Below are 24712 nucleotides of genomic sequence, written 5' to 3'. Positions count from 1 at the left end.
ATAAAAAAGCCCACAGCCTTAGAGCTACAAAAGGGCTTTTAGAATTTATTTTAAAATAAAATCTATTTGGGTAGACGGTTTATACTTACTAGTTCTTAAAGTACATATGAGCTTATAACCTTTGAGATACTAACTATATCAACGCTGGTTTTAAAGTCAAAAGAAAGAGACTTGCCATCATTAAAGGCAAGGAAAAGCTCACTATCAATGTCCAAAACACCTGCAGTTTCAACACCAAAATATTGGATCTTTGAATAAGGATAAGAAATATAAGCTCTCTTTTTGCCGGTAATCCCTTGAACATTGACGACAAGAATCCTCTTATTAGAAAAAACAACCTGGTCTCTAATTGTCTCAAAGGCAGATATGATTTCCTCGCCATCTACAAAAAAATCTAAAAGCTCACTTCTTACCTTAGATGGGTCAATCTCTTTCAAGTTAAAAGCATTAGAATCTCCCCAAAGACCTGTGCTAATTGTTGCCATAATATCTCCTTAAATATATCTTTTAGATATATATACCCGTTTTTATCATGCTTACTTGTTTTGTATATAAATACTTATTATCTATTGCATAGAAAAAGTAGATGAGTTTGCGCTTTTCATCTACTTTATCCACAGTCTAAGCCCGATTAGGACCTATCTTTTAAAAATTTTCTTTAGATAATCCATAAGAGTAAGGGATTTTCTTAATTTATCATCTGGTAGATACTTATTTATAGCCCTTAAGACTTTTTTGTTGTCTTTGGTGTTGAAGATAAAATCGCCGTTTGCCTTGGTGTGAATGGCAAATCTGGATATTTTCTTATCAAGTATTACCGATGCTGTTATAAGTTTTATTTCCTTATAGGGAATCTGTATAAAATCTCTTACATCTCTTTCGTTATAATATTCTATTGCCTTATTACCTATAAGGAGGTCCCCCCTGCTGAGGAGACCTCCCAATAGATTAGCCTTTATTTTAAGATCGACTCTTGAATTTTGGCTTTGGACCATCTTACATTATTCCAAAGAATTTAGCTATTACACCGATTACAAATAGGGCTAGGATTATTGTAATTGGAGAAACATTTTTCTTTAGTAATTTACAAATACCTAGGGTTAGTAGAAGTGGTACTAGACCAGGTATTAGTGAGTCTAAGTTTTGTTGTAAAGTTGTTACTTTTACTGGATCTAGAGCTGTTGGTCCTATATCTGCAAATTGTTTAAGTGCTTGTTGGATTCCTTCAGCTCCTGCTGGTAGGGCTGCCCAGTCAATGTATGAACCTGGTTGTTGTTGAACAGCTGATACATCTAGGGCAAATTTGATTGATACCCATCTTTGTACTAGGGCACCTACTATAAACATACCTAAAATTGATGCCATGGTTGTAATCCTACCAAGGACACCGCCTGAAAGGTCTTTTGTAATTTCATTACCTGCCTTATAGCCTAGCTCTTGGGTTTGCCATTCAAATACCATTCTTAGAACATTCCAAGCGATAAAGAATATTAATGGACCTATAAGAGATCCTGTCAATGCAAAAGATGCACCAAGGGCGCCTAAGATTGGTCTAAAGGTAAACCAGAATACTGGGTCTCCTACACCTGCAAGAGGTCCCATCATACCTACCTTAACCCCGTTTATTGCCGCATCTTCTATTGGTGTACCATTAGCTCTTTCTTCTTCCATAGCTAGGGTTACACCCATTACTGGGCTTGATACATATGGGTGGGTATTATAAAATTCTAGGTGACGCTTAAGGGCATCTGCCTGGTCATTTTTATCTTTGTAAAGTTCTTTGATGGCAGGAATTATAGAGAAAGCCCAACCACCATTTTGCATTCTTTCATAGTTCCAAGATCCTTGTAGGAATTGGTGTCTCCACCAAACCTTAACACGAGCAGACCTTGAAAGACTTATTTTTTTCTCATTATTTATTGTTTTATCAGTCATAGCTTCTCCTTAATAATCATTGATTATATCGCCAAGTGGGTCACCGCTTCCGGCATTACCGCTTCCGCTATTAGATGTAGCTAGTTGTTTTAGGGTCATGTATACTACAGCTAGTACGCAACCTATAACACCTAGGGCAATTAGGGTTAGGTTTGGAATTGCAGCAAGTACAAAACCTAGGGCAAAGAATGGCCAAGTTTCTTTTGTACTCATCATGTTGATAACCATAGCATAACCTACAGCTGCTACCATGCCGCCGCCTACTGCCATACCACCTGTTAGCCATTCTGGCATTCTGTTAAGTTGTTCTGTTACAACTTCTGGTGGGATAAAGCATAGTGCTAGAGCTGGGACAAGGATACGAAGGCCTTGCATAGCTACTGCTACCCATGAAAGGGCTTCAATCTTGCCAAAGTCAGCATTTTCTGCTGCTGCATCCATACCGTGAACTAATGGAATAGCTAGGGTTCTGGCAAGCATTGTAAGGAATAAACCTGCTACTGATAGAGGAATAGCAAGGGTTATAGAAGTGTTAATAGCTGTAGTCGGATCAGCTGTTCCACCTTCTAGGGCTAAAACCATGATAATAGCTGAAGCAACTGATGCTAAAGCCGCATCTGGAGCTACTGCAGCACCGATATTTGCCCAACCTAGGGCAATCATTTGAAGTGAACCGCCAAGTATAATACCTTCTCTAAGATGGCCTGTTACAAGACCTATAAGGGTACAAGCAACAAGTGGTTGGTGGAATTGGAATTGGTCCAAAATACCTTCACAACCAGCTAGGAAAGCTACTAGGCCGATTAAAATAATATTAAAAATACTCATAATTTCTCCTACATATTTAATTCGCTTTTAGCTTTTTTGATAATAGATTCGTAATTTTCTGGGCTGTCAGCTGGTACTTTTCTTACATCGTACTTAACACCCATTGACTTAATCTTCTCAAGAGTTTCAACATCGTCCTTGTCCATGGCAAGTACATTTGTAACAACGACTTTGCCTTTAGAGTGAGCCATAGATCCGATATTTACAGTATCAAGCTTACCACCCATTTCCAAGAATTCTAAAACCTCTTGAGGTTTTTCAAATAGAAGCAAGGCACGAGTAGCCCCAAATCTTGGATCATCTTGAATCTCTTTCATCTTCTTGATAGGGACAACGTGAGCGTGAACACCTGGAGGAGCAGCCTCCATAATCATTTGCTTACGAAGAGCATCGTGAGCAACATTGTCAGATACAACAATAATCCTGTCAGGCCTTATAGCCTTAGTCCAGTTACTTGCAACTTGACCATGTAAAAGCCTGGTGTCAATTCTTGCAACAGGTATATCGATTTCTCCTGTACCAAGAACAGTACCCTCAGGAATAGTTCCACCTACCATCTTCTTTTCAACTTCGCTATCAGTCTTAGCTTCAGCATCAGCTGCCTTTTCAACAGGATTTAGGCTATCAGGCTTAGCCTTAACGCCCTCCTTAGCAGATGTGATGATTGTAGTTGCAATCTTATGAGCAGATTCTTCAGTAAATCTCTCGCTAAGAGCCTCTATAACCATTGGAAGGTTAAGACCTGCGACAATAGCCCACTTATCTTCGTGTCCATCAAGAACAGCAGAAGATTGGTTAAATGGGGTACCTCCCCAAAGGTCGCATAGGAACAAAACTTCATCGCAATCGAGCCTTTCGATAGCAGCTTCTAGATTTGCCCTAAAGTCATCTGGCCCCATAGAAGGTTTAAGAACAACCGCTTCAAACTTATCTTGGTTACCAAAAATCATTTGAGCAGATTCCTTAATACCCTCAGCAAAGGCCCCGTGGCTTGCTAGGATAATTCCTACCATAATAACTCCTTTCTTGTATTAAAAATACAAATATTTTGATTTATTAAACAGTTATAAAAACTGATTTAATCCTAAATCACAGATTCCAAAACTTAAAAACATCTAGAATCTTTTAAAATACACATAACATCTTAAATCTGTCCAATAAACCTTATGTTAATTATAACATAATTCATTTAAATTTAACAAATTTTTAACAACTAATTCTCATCAGATGGGAAAAATATGCCCGCCTCAATCCTAGCTTGATTCATAGCCTGACCAGTGGCCAAGGTCAAATCAGCAAGGTCATTAGCCTTTTTGTAATCCCTATCTTTTATGATTTTAGAAAAGTCAATCCATTCATAAAAAAGCCTAGACTTAGTCTCATCAAGTTCTAAAAGCTCATCATCATGTCCCTTAACAGAAATTAAGGCTGTATCAAAAGAATTTAAGGCATCCTTTATAGTAATAGTACCCAAATCTCCCTGGATAGTATTCAAAAATTCTGCAGAAGAATCCTTAGCCCCTATACAAACAGCCTTAAAGTCTCCATAATCCATCACCATGACCCCAGAAGTATCGATAGAATTTTCAATATTTGGGAAATACTTAACATCTTCTGGTGCTCCAAAAAGATTTATCACATAGTCGATATTATAAACATTAAGGTCCATAAGGGCTCCACCAGCATGTCCAAGACTAAAGGCAGGGGCGATTTCACCCTTTTTAAAGGCATCATACATAGATGAATATTGGGAATAATTAAAAGAAACAATCCTAAGCTTACCCAAATCCTTAATTCTATCCTTAACAGCTAGGGCATTTGGATTAAAGCGGTTACTCATAGCCTCAAGGACGATTAGATTTTTCTTTTCAGCCTTCCTAAAAATCTTAAGGGCTTGATTTATATCAGCAGTAAAAGGCTTCTCGCAAATAATATCCTTACCATAATCAAGGGCCTTATCCATAACCTCATAGTGGAGATTATTAGGAAGGGCTACATAAACAACTTCCACCTCATCATCAGCAAGAAGTTTCTCATAATCAGTGTAATATTTATCAATTTCATATCTTCGGCATAAATCTTTGAGTTTTTCCTCACTACGGCTAGTAGCCGCAATAGCAACAAGATCAATGCCATCTATATCATTTAAAAAAGTAAGCTGTTCCTGGACAATTTTTCCAGCCCCAATAATTCCTAATTTCATAAAAATCCTTTCATTAAGTGTTGCTATATTGATACCCAAAAATGTGGGGGTTTTATACAATATAAAATTATTTTAGGGGCTTGCCCCTAAAATCCCTACTTTATTATCAAAGATGATAATTTTTTGCTTTATTATCCAAGAAAATATTATTATTTACTTTAATTCTTCGTTATGTTATCTCATGATGAATTGTTGTCATCATGCTGATGACTTCGCCAAAGGGGGAGGGCCAAGGACCCTTTCGCATGGGTCCTCATCGCCCCGGAAATCCGTTTGCTACGCAAACTCCTCCGTGCTACCGCACTACGTTTCCGGCATAAACGCCCCAAATCAAGGGGCGTTTATGTCCCCCTTAACCCCCTCTTCGTTACACCCCGCAAGCGACTCCTTAGCGGAGTGCGGAAGAGGAAGATTTTTTTCAAAAATCTTCTTTATTATGGTGGATTACTTCGTATTCATCTAGCTTTATTCAAACTAATTTAAAATCAAAATTCCCCTAAAAATCACAATCTAGCCCAAATTGTATTTTTTTAGTTACTTGTCGTCTTAGTAGTTACAGTATTTGTATTTAAATATGGCTGTCAGTGTGATTTTCTTGACGGTGACTTTTTATTTTAAATCTCCCAATAAATAAATATTTAGACCCGCTTATCGCAATGTTTGCCAAAGGCAAACGAGCCTTAGAACCAATTAGTTGTTATATTTCTATCAGAATAAAGACCTATTTCTCCAAGGTCGGGAGATTTTGTAAATGGAGATGCCGTTAAGAAAATCTCCTGACGCACGAGTATAAATTAAAATTTTGTAACTGCTGAGATGTAGAGTGCATATAAAATAAATATTTGGACTAGATTGAGATTTTTAGGCATCAGAATGTCAAAATCGGTATGAATAAAGATAGCTAATACAAGGGGGTCTATCTACCAAGAGTGGCTTGCCGAAGGCAAGCTTCTGTTTATGCTCCCCGCTTTAGGGGCCGCCTGGGGGTGTAACGGGGAGGGGGTGCAAGGGGGAGCCCGATGAGGGACCATGCGGAAGGTCCCTTGGGGCTCCCCCTTGAGACGAAGATTCAATAGTAAATAATCATCATTTAATAAAAGATAAAGTTACGAAGAAAAATAGTAAATAATAATAATATTATCTTGGATAATAAACCAACTATCTTTGATAATAAAACAGGGATTTTTAGGGTAAGCCCCTAAAATACTTTATCTTGGATAAAAATGGTATAATCATCTTAAAAGCAAAAAGTAAAGGATATATGATGAATAAAAATTACGAATTAATTAAAAGTGAAGGCTTTGACAAGTTAGGAATCACTGCCTTTTACTACAAGCATATAAAAACTGGGGCAAGGGTTGTCTTTGCCAAGTCGGCCGATGCTAACAAGACTTTTGGGATTGGTTTTAAGACTCCTCCTACAAATTCTAGGGGCATGGCCCACATTATGGAACATTCTGTTCTTAATGGGTCTAAGAAATATAGGACTAAGGATCCCTTTATGGATATGGCTTCTTCTAGCCTGCAAACCTTCCTGAATGCTATGACCTATCCTGACAAGACTGTTTTTCCTGTTTCTAGTGAAAATGACAAGGACTTTAGAAACCTAGTTGATGTCTATACAGATGCAGTTTTTGCACCCCTTGTCCTTGAAAAGAAGGAAATCCTTGACCAGGAGGGTTGGCATTTTGACCTTGATGATAATGATAAGGTCGTGGGAGTGTCTGGTGTGGTCTATAACGAAATGAAGGGGGCTCTTTCTGATCCAGAAAGCCTCATAGGCAATGAAATAAATTCTTACCTCTACAAAAACAGCCCTTACGAGTACGAATCAGGTGGAAATCCTGCTGATATCAAGGATTTGACCTTTGATGAGTTTGTAGACTTTTACAAAAACCACTACCACCCATCAAATGCCTATATCTATTATTATGGAAATATAGATGACATCGATGCCTATCTTACGAGGCTTGATGAAGAATATTTAAGCCACTATGACTATAAAGATATAGACCTTGCCATAAAAGTTGTGGAAAATCATTACGATAGTCCAATCGAGGGGACTTATCCATCTGCAAGCGAAAATGAAAATGAGGACTACCTATCCTATGCCATGCTTACCCACTCAAGCCTGGATATAAAGAAAACACTCACAGCAGCTGTCCTTGTCAATGCCCTTTTTAATATGGATTCATCAAAGATTAGACTAGAAGTCCAAGAAAAATTATCACCAGAATATTTCTACGCAAGAAACGCCTACGGCAACCGTTCTGGCCTTATCATCCAAGCTCAAAAGGCAGATGGAGATAAGCTTACTGATTTTGTAGATATAATTGAAACTGGCCTAAAAGAAGCAAGTCAAGGCCTAAATAAGGAAGCCCTTAAGTCAGCCTTTTCTCTCTTTGAATTTGGCCAATTAGAAAACCTAAATTCTGTAAATGCAGGCCTTAGCTATTACCTAGCCATGTCCTTTGACGCAGATCCTTTTGAAGTCTTTAAAATCGTGGATTATTTGAAAGAGCTAAGAGAGCTTATAGATACAGATTATTATGAAAACTTCATCAAAGATTTCTATATAGATAATCCTACAAGGCTAATTCACCTTTCAAAGCCAAGCTCGAACTACAATAAAAAGAAAGATGCCGAATTTAAGGATTTTCTTGCCAGGGTCAATGAGAAAATGACTAATGAAAAATTAGAAGAGATAAAGGCTTCTCTTAATGCTCTTGAAACCTACCAAAATAGGGAAAATACCGAGGAAGAAAAGGCCACAATCCCAGTCCTTGACCTAGACGATGTGCCAACAGAAACTGTGAAAGTAAAAAGACTCGTCGAAGAAGAAATTTTCCAATATGTTTTCAACGACCTAAACACAGCAGGCCTAATCTATACAGAGCTTTATTTTGATATCAACCACCTAAGCCTAGAGGATTTAAAATATGCCCAAATCTTTGCAGAGCTTGCTGCATCAATAGATACAAAAAATATTTCCTATACAGAAATTGACGATATAATCTGGCAAAAACTCGGTTCTATCAACTTTTCAATAACAAACTTTAGGCAAGGTCCAGATAAGATTGACAGGAATTTCAAAGTTGGCTTTAAGACCCTAAGGGCCTATGCAAAAGATGCCATGAAGCTCGTAAATGACTTCAGCTTTAATTCTATTTTTGACAATAAGGCGAGAATCCTCGAGCTTTTAAGGATTAGAAAGTCAATTTTCGAATCAAGAATGTATGATTCAGGCCATATGATAGCCATAAATAGGAATAATTCCCACCTAGATAAGGCTGCTTTCATCCAGGAAAATATAACAGGACTTGCCTATTACGACTTTATCAAGGAAACTATCAAGCTTTGCGAAAGTGATTTTGAAAGCCTAAGAGAAAAACTAGAGAAAATTAACAAGGAAATCTTTACAAAGAGTCTTTCAATAAATATTGCAGCAACCAAAGAAGATTACCTAATAATGAAGAATGTAATCAACAAGTCTCTAGTCAATCTTAAGGATAAGCCAGAAGATGTGGAAATTGAATTTTCTCCAAAGGCCATAAAAGAAGCCATTGCATCAGATGCCAATGTAAATTATGTATCAAAATCAGCAAGGCTTGAGGCTAAAAGCTTTAAGGGTTCTTACATGCTAGCAAGCTCCATAATTTCAAACCCTTACCTCTACTCCCTAATCAGGGCCAAGGGCGGAGCCTATGGGGCAGGCATGACCATCACCAGAGCCCTAAACCTTGCCACCTATTCCTACAGGGACCCAAATATAGAAAAAACCCTAGCAGCCTATGACCAAATTCCAGATCTTGCTGCAAACCTTGAAATGAGTCAGAGAGATTTTGACAACCAAAAAATCTCATCTATGGGCTCTATCCTAAGACCTAGGTCTCCAAAGCAAATGGCAGATAATGATTATTCCTACTTTAGGATTAAAAACGCCAAGAAAGAAGATGAAATCCTTGCTGAAATCAAGGCTACAAAAATCGAAGACATAAGGGCTATGGCAGATGATTTCAAAAAAGCCATGGACCTTGATAATATAACAGTTTTTGGATCTAGGGAAGATATTTTTGCCAACAAGGATATCTTTGATAAGGTCATAGACTTAAAAGATTGATATATTAAATTTTTCAAAAAATAATCTTAAATATATTAAATTCTATTTAAATTATATTGAGCTAGCGTATAATGATAATAGAAAATGAAAGTGAGAGAAAAAATGGCAAAGAAAAATAATAATTTTAGATTTGACCTAGACGATTTAGATTTCGACCTAGATAATATAGACTTTGCCTCAATCGGGCAAAAAATCAAAAATTCAGTAACATCAGCTATAAATGGCTTTAGCAAAGGATTTTCTACAAATCTACCAGCCATAAGAGACCCAAATGTGTGCGAGCAAAAAAATCCAATTGGTCCAGGAAGGATTAATGGCCTTAAATTCTTTGCAGTCCTTATTGGCATTACCTGCATTAGCATAGGCCTAGATGATTTACTTTATAATGGCTTAGCAAATTTTATATTTAAATCATTGCTAATTGGTGTAGGTATAGGCATACCTATCTACATGTGGCAAATAGCCAATAACAACAAGCGCCTGGCCATAAACTATTCCAGATTCAAAAGGGAGCTAGGGCAAAATACTATTATTTCAATAAAAGATTTGGCGAGTGCGGTAAGCCAGAGTGAGAAGCAGACAATCAATGATTTGCTATATTTTATGAAGCAAAACTACTTCAAACAAGCAAGAATTGTAGAAAATGATTCAATCTTTATCCTTGATATACCAACCTTCAAGCTCTACAAGGAAAAAATGGCAGGCCTTCCTTACTATAAAAGGGAAGAAATTTCTGATGATGTGTCAGTTGAAGATATTAACAAGGACCAGGCAGAAAATATAATCACAAATTCAGACCAAATCCTAGAAAAGATGAATAAATCAGGATCAAACATAAGATCAGAATCCTTTAAGGCCAAGCTTTCTGTTCTTTTCACAAATATAGCTGACATCTTAAACATAGTCAAAAAGTATCCACAAAAGGCAACAAGCCTTACAAAATTTAACGACTATTACATGCCTACCTCCCTCAAATTAATAGAAACCTTCGAAGAATTTGAGCTGATGAATACAGATGATATGAAGATAAGAAAGGCCATGGCAGAGATTGAAAATTCAATCAAAACCATAGGAGAAGCCTTTGACAACATCAAGGTAGACCTCTTAAGCGACAGGGCTATGGATGTCAAAACAGACATAGACACCATAGAGCTAATCCTAAACCAGGAAGGCCTACTAGAAAATGATTGGAGTGAAAAATGAGTGACATCAAATTAAGCCTAGATGGCGCAGAAGAAAATGACCCAAAACTAGAAGCAATCACAAATGATAGCCCAGACTTAATAGAAAATAAAATCACATTTTCAGAAGCAGAAGAAAAGATGATAGATGAATTTTCCAAAAAAATTGACCTGGAAAATACAAATATCATCTTGCAATACGGGTCAGGAGCCCAAAAGAAAATCTCAAACTTCTCAGAAAAAACCCTAGATACCGTAAGAAACAAAGACCTGGGAGAAATCGGAGGCCTCCTTGACAAGGTAGTCGTTGATATTAGACACATGGAAGATGATGAACCATCTGGTCCACTCGGCTTTTTCAAAAAAGCCACCAACAAACTAGAAGACCTCAAAGTTCGCTACCAATCAGCCGAAAAAAACATAAATGACGTGGCAAAGGTTCTAGAAAATCATCAGATAACCCTCATGAAGGATATATCAATGCTAGATCAGATGTATGACCTAAATGAAGACTACTACAAGGAAATCTCCATGTATATCGAGGCAGGTAATAGAAAACTAGCTGACCTTTACAAAAACGACATCCCAGCCCTAGAGCTTAAGGCTCAAGCAAGCAACCTCCCACTAGATGCCCAAAAGGTAAACGACCTAAAGGCCCAGGCCAACCGCTTTGAGAAAAAGCTCCACGACCTAGACCTAACAAGGATGGTATCAATCCAGATGGCCCCACAAATAAGGATGGTCCAATCATCAAACTCCATAATGGCAGAAAAAATCCAAACAACTATTGTAAACACCATCCCACTATGGAAAAACCAAATGGTCCTAGCCCTAGGCATGAACCACACCGACCAGGCTATAAGAACCCAACAAAGGGTAACCGACCTAACCAATGAACTCTTAAGGAAAAACGCCGACACCCTAAAACAAAACACCATCAAAACCGCCAAGGCAACAGAGCGTGGAATAATAGACCTAGAAACAATAAAACATACCAACGAAGCCCTAATAACAACTATAGAAGAAGTAAGAAACATCCAAATAGAAGGCAAGAAAAACCGAGAACAAGCCAAGACAGAAATAGCAAACCTAGAAGCCGAATTAAAAAGAAATCTAACAAAAAGAAATTAAAGTATAATATAGTTAGAAATATTGTTATGCTGCAAATTAAGGATAATCCCTTGTTAACTCGGATATAGCACGAGATATATGTAAAATTTGAAAAATATAATTCAATATTTATTTTTAAATTTATATTGTAAATAAATCCCTCCTAATACCAAAAATAAGATTGCCAAAGGCAATCTACTATGTTCGCCCTCCGCAAGGAGTCGCTTGTGGGGTGTAACGAAGAGGGGGTGTAAGGGGGAGGGCGATGAGGACCCATGCGAAAGGGTCCTTGGCCCTCCCCCTTGAACGAAGCAAAATAGTATATATCTATAATTTATTAAATAATAAAATTACGAAGTATATAAATTAATAAAAATAATTTATCTTGGATAAAGAAAGGAAAACAATAATGCACGACTTTAAACCAGGCGAAAAAATCGAATTCAAATTTGATTGCCAAATGCTAATAGCAAGAACAGATGAAGACCTAGACGAAGATGAAATCTTTGACTATATTTCAGAAAACCTAGATGGCGATTCCCTACTTGCAGTTGGAGATGAAGACTTAATAAAAATCCACTTCCACTCCAACAAACCATGGGAAGTCCTAGAATACGCAGCAAGCCTAGGCGACATCCACGATGTAGTCGTCGAAAATATGCAAAGACAAGCAGACGGCTTACAAGGTTAGTAAATCGGCTTGCTAGCAAGCCTTGGCGACATCCATGATGTAGTAAACTAGCCCGCCGGCTCTTTGAGGCAGAATAGCAGACGGCTTGCAAGGTTAAAAATAAACCCAGTTATTAAGTAAAACTTAATAGCTGGGTTTTTCTTTATATTTCAACGCTTACTCTACATATTTACCATTATCCATAATAAAAGGTGGAGCGGCTTCTGGGTCTATGAAGTCCTTAAACTTATCTTTTAGATACTTGTAACAGTCTTCTTTTGTCTTAAACTTAATAGCTTGATAAGGTTCCTCAAAGGATATTTTTTCTACAAAAAGATATCCCCCATCTATTTCAGTCAAAACCCCAATATGGCCGATAAAAAGCTTATCTCCGTCTAATTTGTCATGGATCATTACAGATATTAGGTCAAATTTTTCCGAATAGGTCCAATTTTGGTAATATTTTTCGGCAACCTTGCCCTGGACAGCTGGATCTTTAGATCCTTCTGTTGGAATGCTTGTAAAAAACTCCCTAAATTTCAAAGTTTCATCATCGTTAAAGATTTTTCCCTTTTTAATCATATCTAAATCGGTAAATAGCATGGAATCATCGATTTCTGTTTGGTTTTTATTAGTAAGCTCATCAGCGCTAAGCAAAAAGGCATTTATCCTGCAATTAGTATCTATTAAATCCTGCCCATCCCTCCTATTAATAATTTTGCCTGTATCATAGGTCTTGTTTATATCCTTTATAAAACCATCAACAAGTAGGTCTGGACCAACAGCTTCGTTATAATCCTTAACAAGCTTCATAAAACTATCTACTCTGGCGGAATTAATTTTTTCCTTAAGGCTATCTTCCACAAATTTTTGACTCGCCTCATCCACCATATTGCTAAGACCTGGCTCTATGGCTTGGTTTTGTACTTCTTTTTTAGACTCTATTGCCTTATCTTTTTGGCCACAGGCCCCCAAAATCAAGGCCATGGCAAGTATTGTTAATATTTTTTTCATTTTATCTCCTATTTCCCTAAATATCTTATATTATACCAGAAATAATTTCCAGTTTTCATTTTATTTGCAAGAAACTTTTTACATATTAAAGCAATATGATATAATTATCTTAACAAGAAGAAAGGACATGAATATGAAAAAAATTCTATTAAGTCTTTTAGCAATGACCCTAGTGCTTAGCGCTTGTGATAGCAAGGGAAATGCTAAAGATACTAACAGAGAAGATATTATTGCAAGTTATCCAGAAGAAGATGAGATAAATGATGACCTAGACCTTGAAGATGAAAATGAAGATGAAGAGGGCCTAAGTCTTGGCGAGCAAAAAAGAAATATCCTTGATAGGGTAGAAGTAAATGATAAAAAAGCTCAAAAAGTAAAGAAAAACCAATCAATTGACCTCTTTAAAGAGCTCGCTGGTAAGGAATTTGCAAGCTTTCCTGGAAGTGGATCAGATGTAATCTATTTCCATGAAAACGGAAACATTGACGGTGCAGCTCTTTATGGCAATGGAAATATGTTCTCAACCTGCCTCTATAAGGCCAAATTTGACCTAGTAAAGAAAATCGATGATGTGACTTACGAAATCAAGCTTACAAACCTAGACTACCAAACTCCTGTAGATAAGGAAGAAAAAGTAAAGAAAAATGGCATGGAGTTTATCCATAACTATATGAGATGTTCATATTTCGACAAAAATGTAGGCAAGACTTTTAAAATCCACCTACCTAAAACAAAGGTAAATTCTTTAAGTGAAGGGGAAATTAATTCTATTGAAATGACAGATAATCAAATCGCAAATGGACAGATAAATGTTTTCGCTCTATCAGCACATGATGAAAATTACGGTAACAAAGACTATATTATTATGTCAGAGTTAATTGATAAGAAGAAAAAGAGTGCTAAAAAAGACAGCAAGAATTACTTAACATATTTTGAAGCAGGATGGAAAAGAGCTATGGATGAGATATCTAAAGAATACCAAGACGACTATGCTTCAAAAGATGAGGATGAACCAACAGATGATTTAGACTTTGACTACCTAGCTAAAATGGTCCTAGATTCTTATGAAGATGATAAGAAAGGCGGCAAGGACATCATAGATTTGGACAAGTCCCAAGAATTCCTAAAGAAAAATGCAGATATCTTAGCCTACATGAAATCTGCCGAGAAGTTTAAGGATAAATTCAAAGACATAGGCATAAGCGGCCTAGACCTAAAGGCTGACAAGGACCAACCAATAATTAAAATCAGAGGGACTTATATAGATGAGAAAGAAATAGAGCCAGACAACGACATGTTTGGCCTATGGGACAACTTCCTAAGGGCAAGCCTAAATTCTGGCGAAAATATAATCATTAAGCTTAAATTCCTAGGCGATAGGCGTAATCACACCTACGATGCAGCCGACGGATCAAAAGTAGTAAATGTCTGGGCCCTACCACTAGGAGTCTACAAGATGAAAGATGACAATGGCAAAGACATCAGAGTCTTTGAATTTGTAAGTGGTGAAGGTATTCAAGATCAAGCCTACAAATTATTTGGAGATGACTACAATAAATAAAAACGCAAAAGCCGGCAACTAGCCGGCTTAATTTTTTAAGGCTTAGGCTCCTTAAGTAGGGCCTCGGCCTTTTTATATTCTGGAAAAAACCTCTCAACGAGGGCATAAAATCTCTTGCCATGGTTAGGCTCAAGCAAATGGCAAAGTTCATGAACAAGGACATAGGTTAGGCAGATAGGCTCATACTTAGCAAGGTTTGTATTAAGCCAAACTCGCTTCTTAGAAATATTACAAGACCCCCAACGAGTCTTCATCTTCCTAAGCCTATAAGCATCTGCCCTTAGGCCTGTCAAATCTTCAGCCTCTTTAATAGTCTCAGCTATCCTAGCTTCTAAAGATTTTCTATAAAAATCATCTAAGAGCTTATCTTTTAAAGGTCTACTTAAATCATCCTTATAAAAAAATATTATTTTTGAATCACAAAGCTTAAAAGTATTTTTATTATCCTCAATAAATTCAAGCTTATAGGCCCTGCCCCAAAGATAAATAAGCCCTTCATCCCTGGTATTCCTAGCCTTAGCAAACTTAGCTTGATTTTTAATAATCCAATCCTTCCTAGCTTCTACAAAGGCTTCAAGGTCCTTATTACTAATATGGAAGGGCGCAGAAAGAACAAGGTCCCCAAAAGGTGGAGTGACCTTTAAAATGATATTTTTTTGGTTTTTCCTCTTTCTTAAAGTAAGGGAGAAAGAAGCTATTGTCCTTTGGGTTTTCATAAAAAATTCCTTTTCCTATCCAAGATAGGAATATTTTTCTTTATTATCCAAGATAATATTATTATTTACTTTAATTCTTCGTTATTTTATCTCATAATGAATTATTGTCATCAAGCTGATGACTCCGCCTAAAGGAGGGGCGAAGGGGGCGACCGCGCTCTCGGCCGCTAGGGCAAAATCCCCCTCATGCCCCTCCTTAAACCTCCAGCTAGCCCGTCGGCTCATGGAGACTCACCCCCTCTCGGCTCCTTAGGCGGAGTGCAGAAAGGGAAGATTTTTTTCAAAAATCTTCTTTATTATGACGAATTACTTTGTATGTATGTAGCCTTTTTCTTACTGATTTAAAATCAAAAGTCCCCTAAAAATCACAATCTAGTCCAACTATAAATTTTATAGTTAACTGTCATCTCAGTATTAACAAAATTATTATTTAAGTATGGTTGTCAGTGTGATTTTCTAAACGGTGACTTTTGCTTTTAAATCTCCCGATAAATTAGTTTATTAGATTTATTTATAGCGATGTTTGCGAAGCAAACGAGCCTTAGACCTGCTTTGTCGTTAATATCCTCTCAGAATACAGAATAATTCTCCCAAGGTTGAGAGATTTTGTAAATGGAGATGCCGTTAAAAAAATCTCCTGACACACGAGTAAATTTTAAAATTTTGTAACTACTGAGATGTAGAGTAGATATAAAAGAAACATTTGGACTAGATTGAGATTTTTAGGCATCGAAATGTCAAAATCAGCAAGAACAAGGATATCTAAAACAAAGGGATTTGTCTACCAAGAGTGGCTTGCCGAAGGCAAGCTTCTGTTCATGCTCCCCGCTTTAGGGGCCGCCTGGGGGTGTAACGGAGAGGGGTTTAAGGGGAGGCCGATGAGGGACCATGCGGAAGGTCCCTTGGGCCTCCCCTTGAGACGGAGATTCAATTGTAAATAATAATCATTTAATAAAAGATAAAATAACGAAGAATCAAAGTTCATAATAATATTATCTTGGATAATAAAGTGAGAGGATTAGGGGGAAGCCCCCTAAAATAATTTATCTTGGATAAAAAGGATTAAAGAATCTTCCTTCATTCACAAAAAACAAGCCAATTCCTATGCCTACTATCAAAACCACTCCTATTATTACAAAGAAGTCTGCTTTTTTAAAGGGTTTTGCCCTGTACCAGCTTCTTTCTTTGTTTTTGCCAAAGCGTCTTAACTCCATGGCTTGGGAGATGGTTTCTATTCTCTCTAGGCTGTCAAAGATTAGGGGTAATACTATATTTGAGCTCGCCTTAACCCTTTTTATTAGACTTGTTTTTCTGCTCATTTCTATGCCTCTGGCCTGACTTGCGCTTCTTATATCATAATAAGAAGCTTGTATATCTGGTATATATCTTAGGGCTAGGGCTACTGCGTAGGATATTTTGTAGGATAGGCCTATCCTGTTTAGGCTTGATGAAAATTCGCTTGGATCTGTTGTTAGGATAAAGATTATGGCAAGGGGGATGGTTGAGAAATATTTTAAGCCTACGTTTAGTTCGTAGAATAATTGCTCTGCTGTTAGACTATACCTGCCAAAGCCTTCCCAAAGAACAGTCCTTGTCCCGTAGAGTTTAACCCCGTATTCTGGCTCGAAGATGTATATGGCAAGTAAGTTTATTATTGAAAAGACTGCCACTACTTTTATCAAAAATGAAATTTCTTCCAATTTGATTTTTGCTATTTTCATGCTTATTAGGGAGAGGGTCATGACAAAGATTAGAAATCTCGTATCAAAAGATGTCATTACTATTATTGATAAGAGGATAAAGGCTATTAGCTTGCTTGCCCCTGATAGGTCGTGGACTAGAGTGTCTTTTTTGATATAACCTAGGGTATTATTCATCTTTCCCTCCTCTTTCATATGCAATGAAACTTTCTATGAAGTCTTTTGGATCTATTCCTTCTAATTTTTGGCCTAATTTATAAAGGGATGTCTCTGCTAAATGAGCCCTAGCTATCAGGTCTTTTTGAGAAAATAAGTCCGCTGGATTGGTGTCAGCTAGGATTTTCTTACCTTCTATAACTATGACCCTATCTGTATATTCCTGGATTAGGTGCATATCATGGCTTATCATTAAGATACTTAGGCCCTTTTTATCTCTTAAAGCTTTGATAAAATCCATCATTTGCCTGTAATGGCCCAGATCTTGGCCAGCTGTTGGTTCATCTAAAATTATGACTTCTGGGTCTAGGGCTAGGATCGAAGCTATGGTCACCCTTCTTTTTTGCCCGTAGGATAGGGCTGATATTGGCCAATTTCTAAATGGATGAAGACCACAAATCTTTAGGGTCTCTTCTACCTTTTCCCTTATTAGGTCTTCGTCAATATTTCTTACCCTTAGACCAAAGGCGACTTCATCATAAATCATAGTTTTAGAAATCATGGCATTTGGATTTTGAAGGACAAAGCCAACTTTTTCTGCAATTTCTTTTATGGAAAGGCTACTTGCATCTTCGCCTTTGATGTAGATTTTGCCCTTATTTGGCCTTAGAAAGCCTGCCATTAACTTGGCTAGGGTCGACTTGCCTGCTCCATTTGGCCCTACAATTGAGGTAAGCTCTCCTTTTTTGATTTCTAAATTTATATTTTCTAAAATTAAGTCCTTGTCATAAGCGAATGATAGGTCTTCGATTTTTATTAATTCTTCATTAAGATTTGCTTTCAAATCTTCTTTAATATTTGTTGACCAAGTCCTTAGCTTATCCAGGTCGCAAGCCTTTATATTTACCTGGTCAATGTCTCCTAGCTTATCATAGGCTTTTATATCACATCCCGCATAGGCTAGGGCATCTAGGTAGAGAGGCTTTCTGATTGTGATTTTATCTAGGATATCTGATTTTAAAAGGTCTGTCGGGCTCAGGTCTGCTAGGATTTTGCCCCCATCTACCGCTATTATCCTGTCTGGATTAAGGAGAAGCGCCTCTTCTAGCCTGTGTTCTATGACTATGACTGTAACCTTGAGTCTTTCAGCCAAGTCCCTTACAAGCTTCATGGTTGCCCTACCGCTTTTTGGATCTAGATTTGCCAAAGGCTCGTCTAAAAGCAAGATTGGAACCTCGCTTATTAAAACCCCACCTATTGATACAGTCTGCTTTTGGCCTCCTGATAAATCGCTTGGCTTTCTGTCTAATAGCTTTGTAATCTTTAGCTCATCAGCCCATTTTTCGACCTCTTCTTTCATCTTTTCCTGGTCAATATTGTCATTTTCAAGACAGAAGGCCATATCTTCTGCCACAGTAAGACCTACAAATTGTCCATCTGTATCTTGGAGGACTGTGCCTGTCGATAGGGAGAGATCAAAGATTGATGCATCCTTAATACTTTTTCCATCAACAAAGACCTCCCCCTCTATATCTCCGGGGAAGGTATTTGGTATTTGGCCATTGAGGTTCTTAGCAAGAGTCGACTTGCCAGAACCTGATGGGCCCACTATTACAATTTTTTCGCCCTTTTTGATTTCTAAATTGATATCTATAAGGGAAGGCTCAGCCTGTGCTCTATATTTAAATGTGTAATTATTAAATTCTACTAAGGACTGGCTCTTATCTGTCATATTAGTCTCTACTTAATGAATTGTCTGCTGTTTGGGTCTTAGCATAAGCTGCAATTAAGATTGTTCCTAAAATTCCTACTGCAAGGCTGTTAAGGCCTGCTGATACGAAACCTTGGGCAAATACCTTATTGGCTGGCTCTGAATAAATTAGGATGTCTAAAACTGGTGCAACTAGGCCCCAAGAGATGACATTGGTTATAATTTGTCCGATGTTAAATTTGATTATATCTTTTTTCTCAAATTTACCCTTGCTTAGGTCAAGATTTTTGCCAATTAGGCCGTAACCTGCCCCTGTTACCCCGCTTGTGATAACCCATGACCACCATAGACCGTAAGTTAGTAGGTCTTTGATAGCATGACCAATTAGGCCGATTAGGGCACCAACAACTGGTCCAAAAAGAACGCTCATAAGGGCTAGGAATGGATAGGTTGTCTCTACTGATGTATTTGGAATGAAACCTACTGGTATTGATAAAAATCTACCTAGGATAAAAAACACTGCAGCACCGATGCCTATAGCAACTATGCTTGTAATTGAATTATTCTTTTTCATTATATCTCCTTTTTGATAAATATGGTCCAATCTGCACCTGTCCCTATCTGGTAGGTGTCAGAAAATGATGCTTGGTTGATGGCTATACCTAAATTTATTAGGGAATTAATATAGGCTATAGTCTCCCCAAGTCCAACGTCTGCGAAAGAATGGCCAAAGGTCATTTGATTTTCATATTTTTTAATATTTTTATAGAAAATTGTAACCTTAATAGGGTCACCCTGCTTGATATCCGCCTTCTTTAATAAGTCTAGCGGAATATTTGTCCATAAAGATCCAAATCTAATATCTAGGATATCGATAGTTCCTTCTATTATTCCATCCTCAATCTTAGCTTCTTTGATAGGTGAATATACCAATTCATCTAGGCTAATTTCCTTTAAGAAATGATAATAACCCTCATCACTTGCAAGCTTTGCCCCATTGTAGGCATAAACATCCCTGCCGTGGAAGGTGTGGGAATTTTCTGAAAAAGGTAGCCTATCCTTAACCTCATCGATAATCCTTGCAGATTCTAGGTCAATAAATTTAGCCACATGGGAAATAGTTCCATTATCAGGAGTGACAATGTAGTGGCCGCTCTTTGTCTTTACAACAATAGAATTCCTATCGCTGCCTACTCCCGGGTCTACTACTGATACAAAAACTGTTCCCTTTGGCCAATATTCTATAGTTTGCAAAATCCTATAGGAAGCCTCAAAAATATTGTAAGGTTTGATATCATGGGTTAGATCATCTATTATTAGATCAGAATTTACCATCCTAGCAACCCCGTGCATGGCAGATACTGCCCCATCTCCTAAGCCAAAGTCTGACTGAAAAACTAAAGCGTTCATTTTTATAAGTCCTTTCATAAAAAATGCCTAGCTAGAAAATTGTCTTTAAAACAAAAAACACCCACCTGCGATGGATGCTAATTTTCTATCTATCCATCATTCAAGCTTTAGCACCTTAGCCTTTGCTAGGTTGCTGAAGGGTCATCAAGCTTGTCTCTCGCCTTCTCTTTATGGTAAGAACATTATACCCTCAAAATAGTATTTGTCTTTATGTCAATTCAAAAAGCACCCTCCAATGGATAGGTGCTTTTTGACAAACAGAATGTTGTAGGATAATAATATAATAAGAATTTATCTTGCTTTTAATATTGGTGAAACCCTCTTATAGATAAGCTCTGTAACTAAGGCTGCAACTGCACCCTTGACTAGGTTAAATGGCACAATTGAAAGTAGCATTAGGCTTACATAGGATTTAACAAGTGGGTTGCCTGGTACTTGGCCAGCAAAGGCTTCAAGTGGGAATCCCATTGCCTTAGCATAGGCTGGGAATACTACAAAGGCATTTGAAAGTGTAGCTATAGCTGTCATTGCGATAACTCCACAAGCAAGTGCAAAGATAGCAGTTTTCTTAGTCTTCCTGTTTTTATAAATTGTAGATGCTACAAATACGAATGTTGAACCAACTATAAAGTTTGATAGTTCGCCAACTCCAACAGTTTGTGTCTTAGTTAGATTAAGAATATTTTTAACTAATTGAATAGCAACTCCTGCCCAAGGTCCCATAGCAAAGCCTCCTATAAGGGCTGGCACATCTGCCAAATCCACTCTCATAAATGGTGGGGCTATTGGAATTGGTACTTGGAAAAACATGAGTATAAAAGCCAAAGCGGCTAAGATACCAATTTTAGTAACGTTGCTTAGTGAAATAGATCTTGTTTTGTTCATATAATACCTCCCTTTGGGCATAAAAAATGCCCTAAAATCAGGGCTCGAAAAAAATTATAATAATCTTCTTCCATCCAGACTATACTGTCGGTTTTGGAATTGCACCAAATCGGTCCAAAGGGACTCGCAGACTATAACTGCCGGTTAAGGAATTTCACCTTTCCCTGAAGAAGCAATGGTTTTCATTGCTATATAATATCTATTAATTTATCTACTTATATTATAAACTATCGTCTATAATATGTCAAATTTTTATTCAGGGGAACAAGAATCAAGTGTCCACCTATATCCTTGCCTACTAACTGTCTCAATTGGAGCAAGATCTGCCTTTTTAAACTCATTTCTAATCTTTCTGATATGTTCTCTAACAGACCTAGGTGTGGTGTCAAGGTTTTTGTCAGTTTTCATGATCTCCACTATATCTTCCTTGCTAAGGGTCTTGCCCATATTAGAGATTAAGATTGCACAAATAGCAAGCTCAGACTTGGTTAAATCCAAAATCTTATTGCCAACCCTAAAGATACCATTATCTTCTTCCATGGTGCAAAAACCAAGCTTAATAATATTGGCCTGACTTATCTCTTCTACCTTCTTAAAAATATTTTGGATAAATTCATCCCTAGTTACAGAATGGATAACAAAATCCTTATCATCAAGTTCTTGCTCGTAAGGATTTTTCTTATATCTTTCAGTTAGGTAGATTACAGGAATTTTGGTCTTTTGTTTGATATATTGGATAAATTGTAGACACTTATTATGAGTCATATCAACAAGGATAAGATCATAAACGCTACAATCTTTAAACAAAAGCTCATCCATAGATTCGATTTTCTCCACAAGAACATCATTCTTATTAAAGTGAGAATTTATTAAATTTGATACACCATTCTCATATTCAACAGAAGCAATTCTCATTTTTTCCTTCTTTCCTAATAAAGATTTAATAAAATCATTTTCGTAAAACCTACAAATACTTTTATGTTTCTTTAAAATTAATAATTTTTTATAAGTTAACATTTAAAATATAAAGCAATACATGTAAATCTTACTATCTATGTAGAATATCTTTAAACAACTTTAACTTAGCCAAGTTTATTTTATAAATCTTTATAATATATTTTAATTAATCCTGTTAACACTTTACGCTCATAAGGGATATTTACAAGATATTTTTATTATCACAATTAAAAGTGTAATAAATATGTTTAATATTAAAATATCAATAAAAAAGAGTCCTTAAGGACTCTTTCAAAGATTTATAGATAATATTTTTTAACTACATTTAGTTCATCATCTAGTTCATAAACTAGTGGTTGACCTGTTGGGATTTCTAAATCCATTATATCATCATCTGAGATTTTTTCTAGGTGTTTAGCTAGGGCTCTTAAGCTGTTGCCGTGAGCTGCTACTAGGACTGTGTCGCCTTCAAGTAGTTGTGGAGCAATTTTGTCGAAGTAATAAGGTAGTACTCTTTCAAGTGTTACCTTTAGGTTTTCTGCACCTGGAATTACATCTTTTGGAAGGTGAGCAAACATTGGAAGTGCTGCTTGTCTTTCTTTTTCTTCTGCTGAGAGTTCTGGTGGAAGTGTATCATATGATCTTCTCCAGATGTGAACTTGTTCATCACCGTATTTTTCAGCTGTTTCTGCTTTGTTTAGACCTTGTAGGGCACCGTAGTGTCTTTCGTTTAGTCTCCAAGATTTTTCAACTGGTACAAATAATTGGTCAGAATATTCAAGAGCAAAGTTACAAGTTTTGATAGCTCTTTTTAGGATTGATGTGTGAGCATAATCAAATTTGATGCCTGCTTCTTTAATCTTTCTTCCAGCTTCCTTAGCTTCTTCTACACCCTTATCAGATAGGTTTACATCTACCCAACCTGTAAATTTGTTAGCTAGGTTCCATTCACTTTGGCCATGTCTTACTAATACTAATTTTTTTGTCATTATCTTCTCCTTAGTTTTTCAAAAGCTTCATTTTCTGCTTGCTTGCTTTTGATAGCTTCGTTCCTATTCTCATCTAACTGGTCTATCCAATTTAGGGCCTTGGCAGTTCCCTCAATTACACATTCTTGAGGATTATCAGCTATCCTTGCCTCAATCCTAAATTTCTCTTCGATCCTATCCTTTAGACCCAAGGTATAGGCGCCTCCCCCTGTAAGGATAATTTGCCTATCAAATATATCACTTGCAAGTTCTGGCGGAGTTACTTCCATAACTCTTTTTACCCCTTCTACAATCAAATCAATCTGACGTTTTATAGAATCCTTGACCTCACTAACAGGTATATAAACCTTAGATGGGAGGCCATTAGCTATTTCCCTACCCTTAACCTCGATTGAATCATCGACTGTAAGCTTACCTGCTTCTTTTTTGATAGCTTCTGCACTCTGATCGCCAATAAGTAGTCCATAGCGAGTCCTTATATAATCCTTGATAGCCTTATCAAAAGATAGACCTGCCACATCAACAGACTTACTAGCTATGATTTGGCCCATGGATATAACAGCTATATCACAAGTGCCTCCTCCTACATCAACAACCATCGATCCCTTAGGATCTGTTATATCTACACCTGCGCCAAGGGCTGCAGCTAGGGGTTCTTCAATAAGATAAGTCCTGTGAGCTCCTGCATTTTCAGCCGCTTGTAGGACCGCTCTTTTTTCAACTTGGGTAGACCTTGCTGGTACACAAATAAGTAAATCAGGTTTGAAAAGGGATTTTTTAACAGACTTATTTAAAAAATGCTCAAGCATCCTCTCGGTAGCTCTAAAATCTGCAATAACCCCATCTTTCATCGGAAGGATACAGGAAACATTCCCAGCAGCCCTACCAATTAATTTCTTAGCATCTTCACCAACCGCAAGTATCTCATCTGTAAGGACATCTATAGCTATGACAGATGGTTCATTTAAAACTATTCCTTTGTTATAAACATAGACTAGAACACTAGCCGTTCCTAGGTCAATAGCAACCGACCTTCTAAATCTTGCCATAATATTTTTCTCTTTCTCCCATCCGAGATGGGGTATCATTTTTTGTCTTTATTTTTTTGCTTACTAAAATTATATCATAATAAGATGGGTTTTTCATCCAAGATTAGTTTTTTCTTTTATCCAAGATATAAATATCAAGATTTACTATTTTTCTTCGTAACTTTATATTTTATTAAATAATTATTATTTACTATTGAATCTTCGTAGTAAGGGGAGGCCCAAGGGACCTTCCGCATGGTCCCTCATCGGCCTCCCCTTAAACCCCTCCCCGTTACACCCCACAAGCGGCTCCTTAGCGGAGTGCGAACAGTGAAGATTGCCTAGCGGCAATCCACTCTTTTTATGCAGAACCCCTTGTATTAGCTATCTCTATCCTTAGTAATTTTGACATTCCGATGCCTAAAAATCTCAATCTAGCCATAATATATCTTCTATATAAACTCTACATCTCAGTAGGTACAGAATCCTTATTTGTACTCGTGCGTCAGGAGATTTTTTTAACGGCATCTCCATTTAC

At 37.1% G+C, this 24712-nt stretch carries 21 protein-coding genes and 2 riboswitches; of the genes, 5 read left to right on the top strand and 16 right to left on the bottom strand.

Annotated elements, in window-relative coordinates; translation table 11 throughout:
* Nucleotides 1–95 precede the first annotated feature (95 nt).
* From RRB46_RS07955 to RRB46_RS07930, 6 genes are all read right to left on the bottom strand, one after another.
* Nucleotides 96–485: a PH domain-containing protein gene (locus tag RRB46_RS07955; protein WP_296129804.1), complete on the bottom strand. Its 390-nt coding sequence runs from the start codon at nt 483–485 to the stop codon at nt 96–98.
* A 153-nt stretch (nt 486–638) separates the two neighbouring features.
* Nucleotides 639–995 carry a DUF956 family protein gene (locus RRB46_RS07950; RefSeq protein WP_311538122.1) on the bottom strand — a complete coding sequence of 119 codons (357 nt, stop codon included), beginning with the start codon at nt 993–995 and terminating at the stop codon, nt 639–641.
* A 1-nt stretch (nt 996) separates the two neighbouring features.
* The gene (locus RRB46_RS07945) at nt 997–1935 is read right to left on the bottom strand and encodes a PTS system mannose/fructose/sorbose family transporter subunit IID (RefSeq protein ID WP_296129809.1); all 939 of its coding nucleotides are present in this window, start codon (nt 1933–1935) and stop codon (nt 997–999) included.
* A 9-nt stretch (nt 1936–1944) separates the two neighbouring features.
* A complete protein-coding gene (locus RRB46_RS07940) occupies nt 1945–2763 on the bottom strand; it encodes a PTS mannose/fructose/sorbose transporter subunit IIC (protein WP_296129812.1) in 819 nt (272 codons plus the stop codon).
* 8 nt (nt 2764–2771) lie between these two features.
* Nucleotides 2772–3776, bottom strand: coding sequence for a PTS sugar transporter subunit IIB (locus RRB46_RS07935; RefSeq protein WP_296129814.1), 1005 nt, complete (start codon nt 3774–3776; stop codon nt 2772–2774).
* Nucleotides 3777–3976: 200 nt separating this feature from the next.
* Nucleotides 3977–4966 (bottom strand): Gfo/Idh/MocA family oxidoreductase, encoded by a 990-nt coding sequence (locus tag RRB46_RS07930; RefSeq protein ID WP_311538121.1) that lies wholly within the window; start codon nt 4964–4966, stop codon nt 3977–3979.
* Between the two features lie 1264 nt (nt 4967–6230).
* Between RRB46_RS07930 and RRB46_RS07925 the strand changes: the two genes are divergently transcribed.
* The 4 genes from RRB46_RS07925 (at nt 6231) to RRB46_RS07910 (ending at nt 12068) form a co-directional block, all read left to right on the top strand.
* The gene (locus RRB46_RS07925; protein WP_311538120.1) at nt 6231–9086 is read left to right on the top strand and encodes an insulinase family protein; all 2856 of its coding nucleotides are present in this window, start codon (nt 6231–6233) and stop codon (nt 9084–9086) included.
* Nucleotides 9087–9188: 102 nt separating this feature from the next.
* On the top strand, nt 9189–10289 hold the full coding sequence (locus tag RRB46_RS07920; RefSeq protein WP_296130054.1) for a 5-bromo-4-chloroindolyl phosphate hydrolysis family protein: 1101 nt from the start codon (nt 9189–9191) through the stop codon (nt 10287–10289).
* Complete coding sequence (locus RRB46_RS07915; RefSeq protein ID WP_311538119.1) at nt 10286–11398, top strand: toxic anion resistance protein; 1113 nt, start codon at nt 10286–10288, stop codon at nt 11396–11398. The genes RRB46_RS07920 and RRB46_RS07915 overlap by 4 nt, the downstream gene beginning before the upstream one ends.
* Nucleotides 11399–11786: 388 nt before the next feature.
* Complete coding sequence (locus RRB46_RS07910; RefSeq protein ID WP_311538118.1) at nt 11787–12068, top strand: kinase to dihydroxyacetone kinase; 282 nt, start codon at nt 11787–11789, stop codon at nt 12066–12068.
* Nucleotides 12069–12224: 156 nt separating this feature from the next.
* Here RRB46_RS07910 and RRB46_RS07905 read toward each other — a convergent pair whose 3' ends face one another.
* On the bottom strand, nt 12225–13061 hold the full coding sequence (locus RRB46_RS07905) for a DUF4300 family protein (protein WP_311538117.1): 837 nt from the start codon (nt 13059–13061) through the stop codon (nt 12225–12227).
* A 133-nt stretch (nt 13062–13194) separates the two neighbouring features.
* Here RRB46_RS07905 and RRB46_RS07900 point away from each other — a divergent pair, with 133 nt between their 5' ends.
* The gene (locus RRB46_RS07900) at nt 13195–14622 is read left to right on the top strand and encodes a hypothetical protein (RefSeq protein ID WP_311538116.1); all 1428 of its coding nucleotides are present in this window, start codon (nt 13195–13197) and stop codon (nt 14620–14622) included.
* A 35-nt stretch (nt 14623–14657) separates the two neighbouring features.
* Here RRB46_RS07900 and RRB46_RS07895 read toward each other — a convergent pair whose 3' ends face one another.
* The 9 genes from RRB46_RS07895 to RRB46_RS07855 all read right to left on the bottom strand — a co-directional run bounded on the left by RRB46_RS07895 (nt 14658) and on the right by RRB46_RS07855 (nt 24195).
* On the bottom strand, nt 14658–15338 hold the full coding sequence (locus tag RRB46_RS07895) for a SprT family zinc-dependent metalloprotease (RefSeq protein ID WP_311538115.1): 681 nt from the start codon (nt 15336–15338) through the stop codon (nt 14658–14660).
* Nucleotides 15339–16381: 1043 nt separating this feature from the next.
* A complete protein-coding gene (locus RRB46_RS07890; RefSeq protein WP_296129379.1) occupies nt 16382–17215 on the bottom strand; it encodes an energy-coupling factor transporter transmembrane protein EcfT in 834 nt (277 codons plus the stop codon).
* Complete coding sequence (locus RRB46_RS07885; RefSeq protein WP_297689044.1) at nt 17208–18926, bottom strand: ABC transporter ATP-binding protein; 1719 nt, start codon at nt 18924–18926, stop codon at nt 17208–17210. Before RRB46_RS07885 ends, RRB46_RS07890 begins: the two co-directional genes overlap by 8 nt.
* Nucleotide 18927: 1 nt before the next feature.
* On the bottom strand, nt 18928–19479 hold the full coding sequence (locus RRB46_RS07880) for an ECF-type riboflavin transporter substrate-binding protein (protein ID WP_296129384.1): 552 nt from the start codon (nt 19477–19479) through the stop codon (nt 18928–18930).
* Nucleotides 19479–20315, bottom strand: coding sequence for an S-adenosyl-l-methionine hydroxide adenosyltransferase family protein (locus RRB46_RS07875; protein WP_311538114.1), 837 nt, complete (start codon nt 20313–20315; stop codon nt 19479–19481). Before RRB46_RS07875 ends, RRB46_RS07880 begins: the two co-directional genes overlap by 1 nt.
* A 90-nt stretch (nt 20316–20405) precedes the next feature.
* Nucleotides 20406–20492: riboswitch (SAM riboswitch) on the bottom strand.
* Between the two features lie 114 nt (nt 20493–20606).
* On the bottom strand, nt 20607–21200 hold the full coding sequence (locus RRB46_RS07870; protein WP_311538113.1) for an ECF transporter S component: 594 nt from the start codon (nt 21198–21200) through the stop codon (nt 20607–20609).
* 58 nt (nt 21201–21258) lie between these two features.
* Nucleotides 21259–21376, bottom strand: a riboswitch (FMN riboswitch).
* Nucleotides 21377–21452: 76 nt separating this feature from the next.
* Entirely contained in the window at nt 21453–22115 is a 663-nt protein-coding gene (locus RRB46_RS07865; RefSeq protein ID WP_106461066.1) for a winged helix-turn-helix domain-containing protein, read from the bottom strand.
* 341 nt (nt 22116–22456) lie between these two features.
* Nucleotides 22457–23146, bottom strand: coding sequence for a 2,3-diphosphoglycerate-dependent phosphoglycerate mutase (gpmA, locus tag RRB46_RS07860; protein WP_106461067.1), 690 nt, complete (start codon nt 23144–23146; stop codon nt 22457–22459).
* The gene (locus RRB46_RS07855; RefSeq protein WP_311538112.1) at nt 23146–24195 is read right to left on the bottom strand and encodes a rod shape-determining protein; all 1050 of its coding nucleotides are present in this window, start codon (nt 24193–24195) and stop codon (nt 23146–23148) included. The genes gpmA and RRB46_RS07855 overlap by 1 nt, the downstream gene beginning before the upstream one ends.
* Between the last annotated feature and the right edge of the window lie 517 nt (nt 24196–24712).

This window comes from uncultured Anaerococcus sp. (assembly GCF_963512375.1).
Classification (GTDB): Bacteria; Bacillota; Clostridia; order Tissierellales; family Peptoniphilaceae; genus Anaerococcus.
Note: the sequence above shows the minus strand (reverse complement) of the source record. Positions and strands in the feature narration are given on the sequence as shown.

What these genes read in the sequence shown, in the direction of transcription:
- RRB46_RS07955 (WP_296129804.1), bottom strand. Translation starts at nt 485, where the DNA reads ATGGCAACAATTAGCACAGGTCTTTGGGGAGATTCTAATGCTTTTAAC.
- RRB46_RS07950 (WP_311538122.1), bottom strand. Translation starts at nt 995, where the DNA reads ATGGTCCAAAGCCAAAATTCAAGAGTCGATCTTAAAATAAAGGCTAAT.
- RRB46_RS07945 (WP_296129809.1), bottom strand. Translation starts at nt 1,935, where the DNA reads ATGACTGATAAAACAATAAATAATGAGAAAAAAATAAGTCTTTCAAGG.
- RRB46_RS07940 (WP_296129812.1), bottom strand. Translation starts at nt 2,763, where the DNA reads ATGAGTATTTTTAATATTATTTTAATCGGCCTAGTAGCTTTCCTAGCT.
- RRB46_RS07935 (WP_296129814.1), bottom strand. Translation starts at nt 3,776, where the DNA reads ATGGTAGGAATTATCCTAGCAAGCCACGGGGCCTTTGCTGAGGGTATT.
- RRB46_RS07930 (WP_311538121.1), bottom strand. Translation starts at nt 4,966, where the DNA reads ATGAAATTAGGAATTATTGGGGCTGGAAAAATTGTCCAGGAACAGCTT.
- RRB46_RS07925 (WP_311538120.1), top strand. Translation starts at nt 6,231, where the DNA reads ATGAATAAAAATTACGAATTAATTAAAAGTGAAGGCTTTGACAAGTTA.
- RRB46_RS07920 (WP_296130054.1), top strand. Translation starts at nt 9,189, where the DNA reads ATGGCAAAGAAAAATAATAATTTTAGATTTGACCTAGACGATTTAGAT.
- RRB46_RS07915 (WP_311538119.1), top strand. Translation starts at nt 10,286, where the DNA reads ATGAGTGACATCAAATTAAGCCTAGATGGCGCAGAAGAAAATGACCCA.
- RRB46_RS07910 (WP_311538118.1), top strand. Translation starts at nt 11,787, where the DNA reads ATGCACGACTTTAAACCAGGCGAAAAAATCGAATTCAAATTTGATTGC.
- RRB46_RS07905 (WP_311538117.1), bottom strand. Translation starts at nt 13,061, where the DNA reads ATGAAAAAAATATTAACAATACTTGCCATGGCCTTGATTTTGGGGGCC.
- RRB46_RS07900 (WP_311538116.1), top strand. Translation starts at nt 13,195, where the DNA reads ATGAAAAAAATTCTATTAAGTCTTTTAGCAATGACCCTAGTGCTTAGC.
- RRB46_RS07895 (WP_311538115.1), bottom strand. Translation starts at nt 15,338, where the DNA reads ATGAAAACCCAAAGGACAATAGCTTCTTTCTCCCTTACTTTAAGAAAG.
- RRB46_RS07890 (WP_296129379.1), bottom strand. Translation starts at nt 17,215, where the DNA reads ATGAATAATACCCTAGGTTATATCAAAAAAGACACTCTAGTCCACGAC.
- RRB46_RS07885 (WP_297689044.1), bottom strand. Translation starts at nt 18,926, where the DNA reads ATGACAGATAAGAGCCAGTCCTTAGTAGAATTTAATAATTACACATTT.
- RRB46_RS07880 (WP_296129384.1), bottom strand. Translation starts at nt 19,479, where the DNA reads ATGAAAAAGAATAATTCAATTACAAGCATAGTTGCTATAGGCATCGGT.
- RRB46_RS07875 (WP_311538114.1), bottom strand. Translation starts at nt 20,315, where the DNA reads ATGAACGCTTTAGTTTTTCAGTCAGACTTTGGCTTAGGAGATGGGGCA.
- RRB46_RS07870 (WP_311538113.1), bottom strand. Translation starts at nt 21,200, where the DNA reads ATGAACAAAACAAGATCTATTTCACTAAGCAACGTTACTAAAATTGGT.
- RRB46_RS07865 (WP_106461066.1), bottom strand. Translation starts at nt 22,115, where the DNA reads ATGAGAATTGCTTCTGTTGAATATGAGAATGGTGTATCAAATTTAATA.
- gpmA (WP_106461067.1), bottom strand. Translation starts at nt 23,146, where the DNA reads ATGACAAAAAAATTAGTATTAGTAAGACATGGCCAAAGTGAATGGAAC.
- RRB46_RS07855 (WP_311538112.1), bottom strand. Translation starts at nt 24,195, where the DNA reads ATGGCAAGATTTAGAAGGTCGGTTGCTATTGACCTAGGAACGGCTAGT.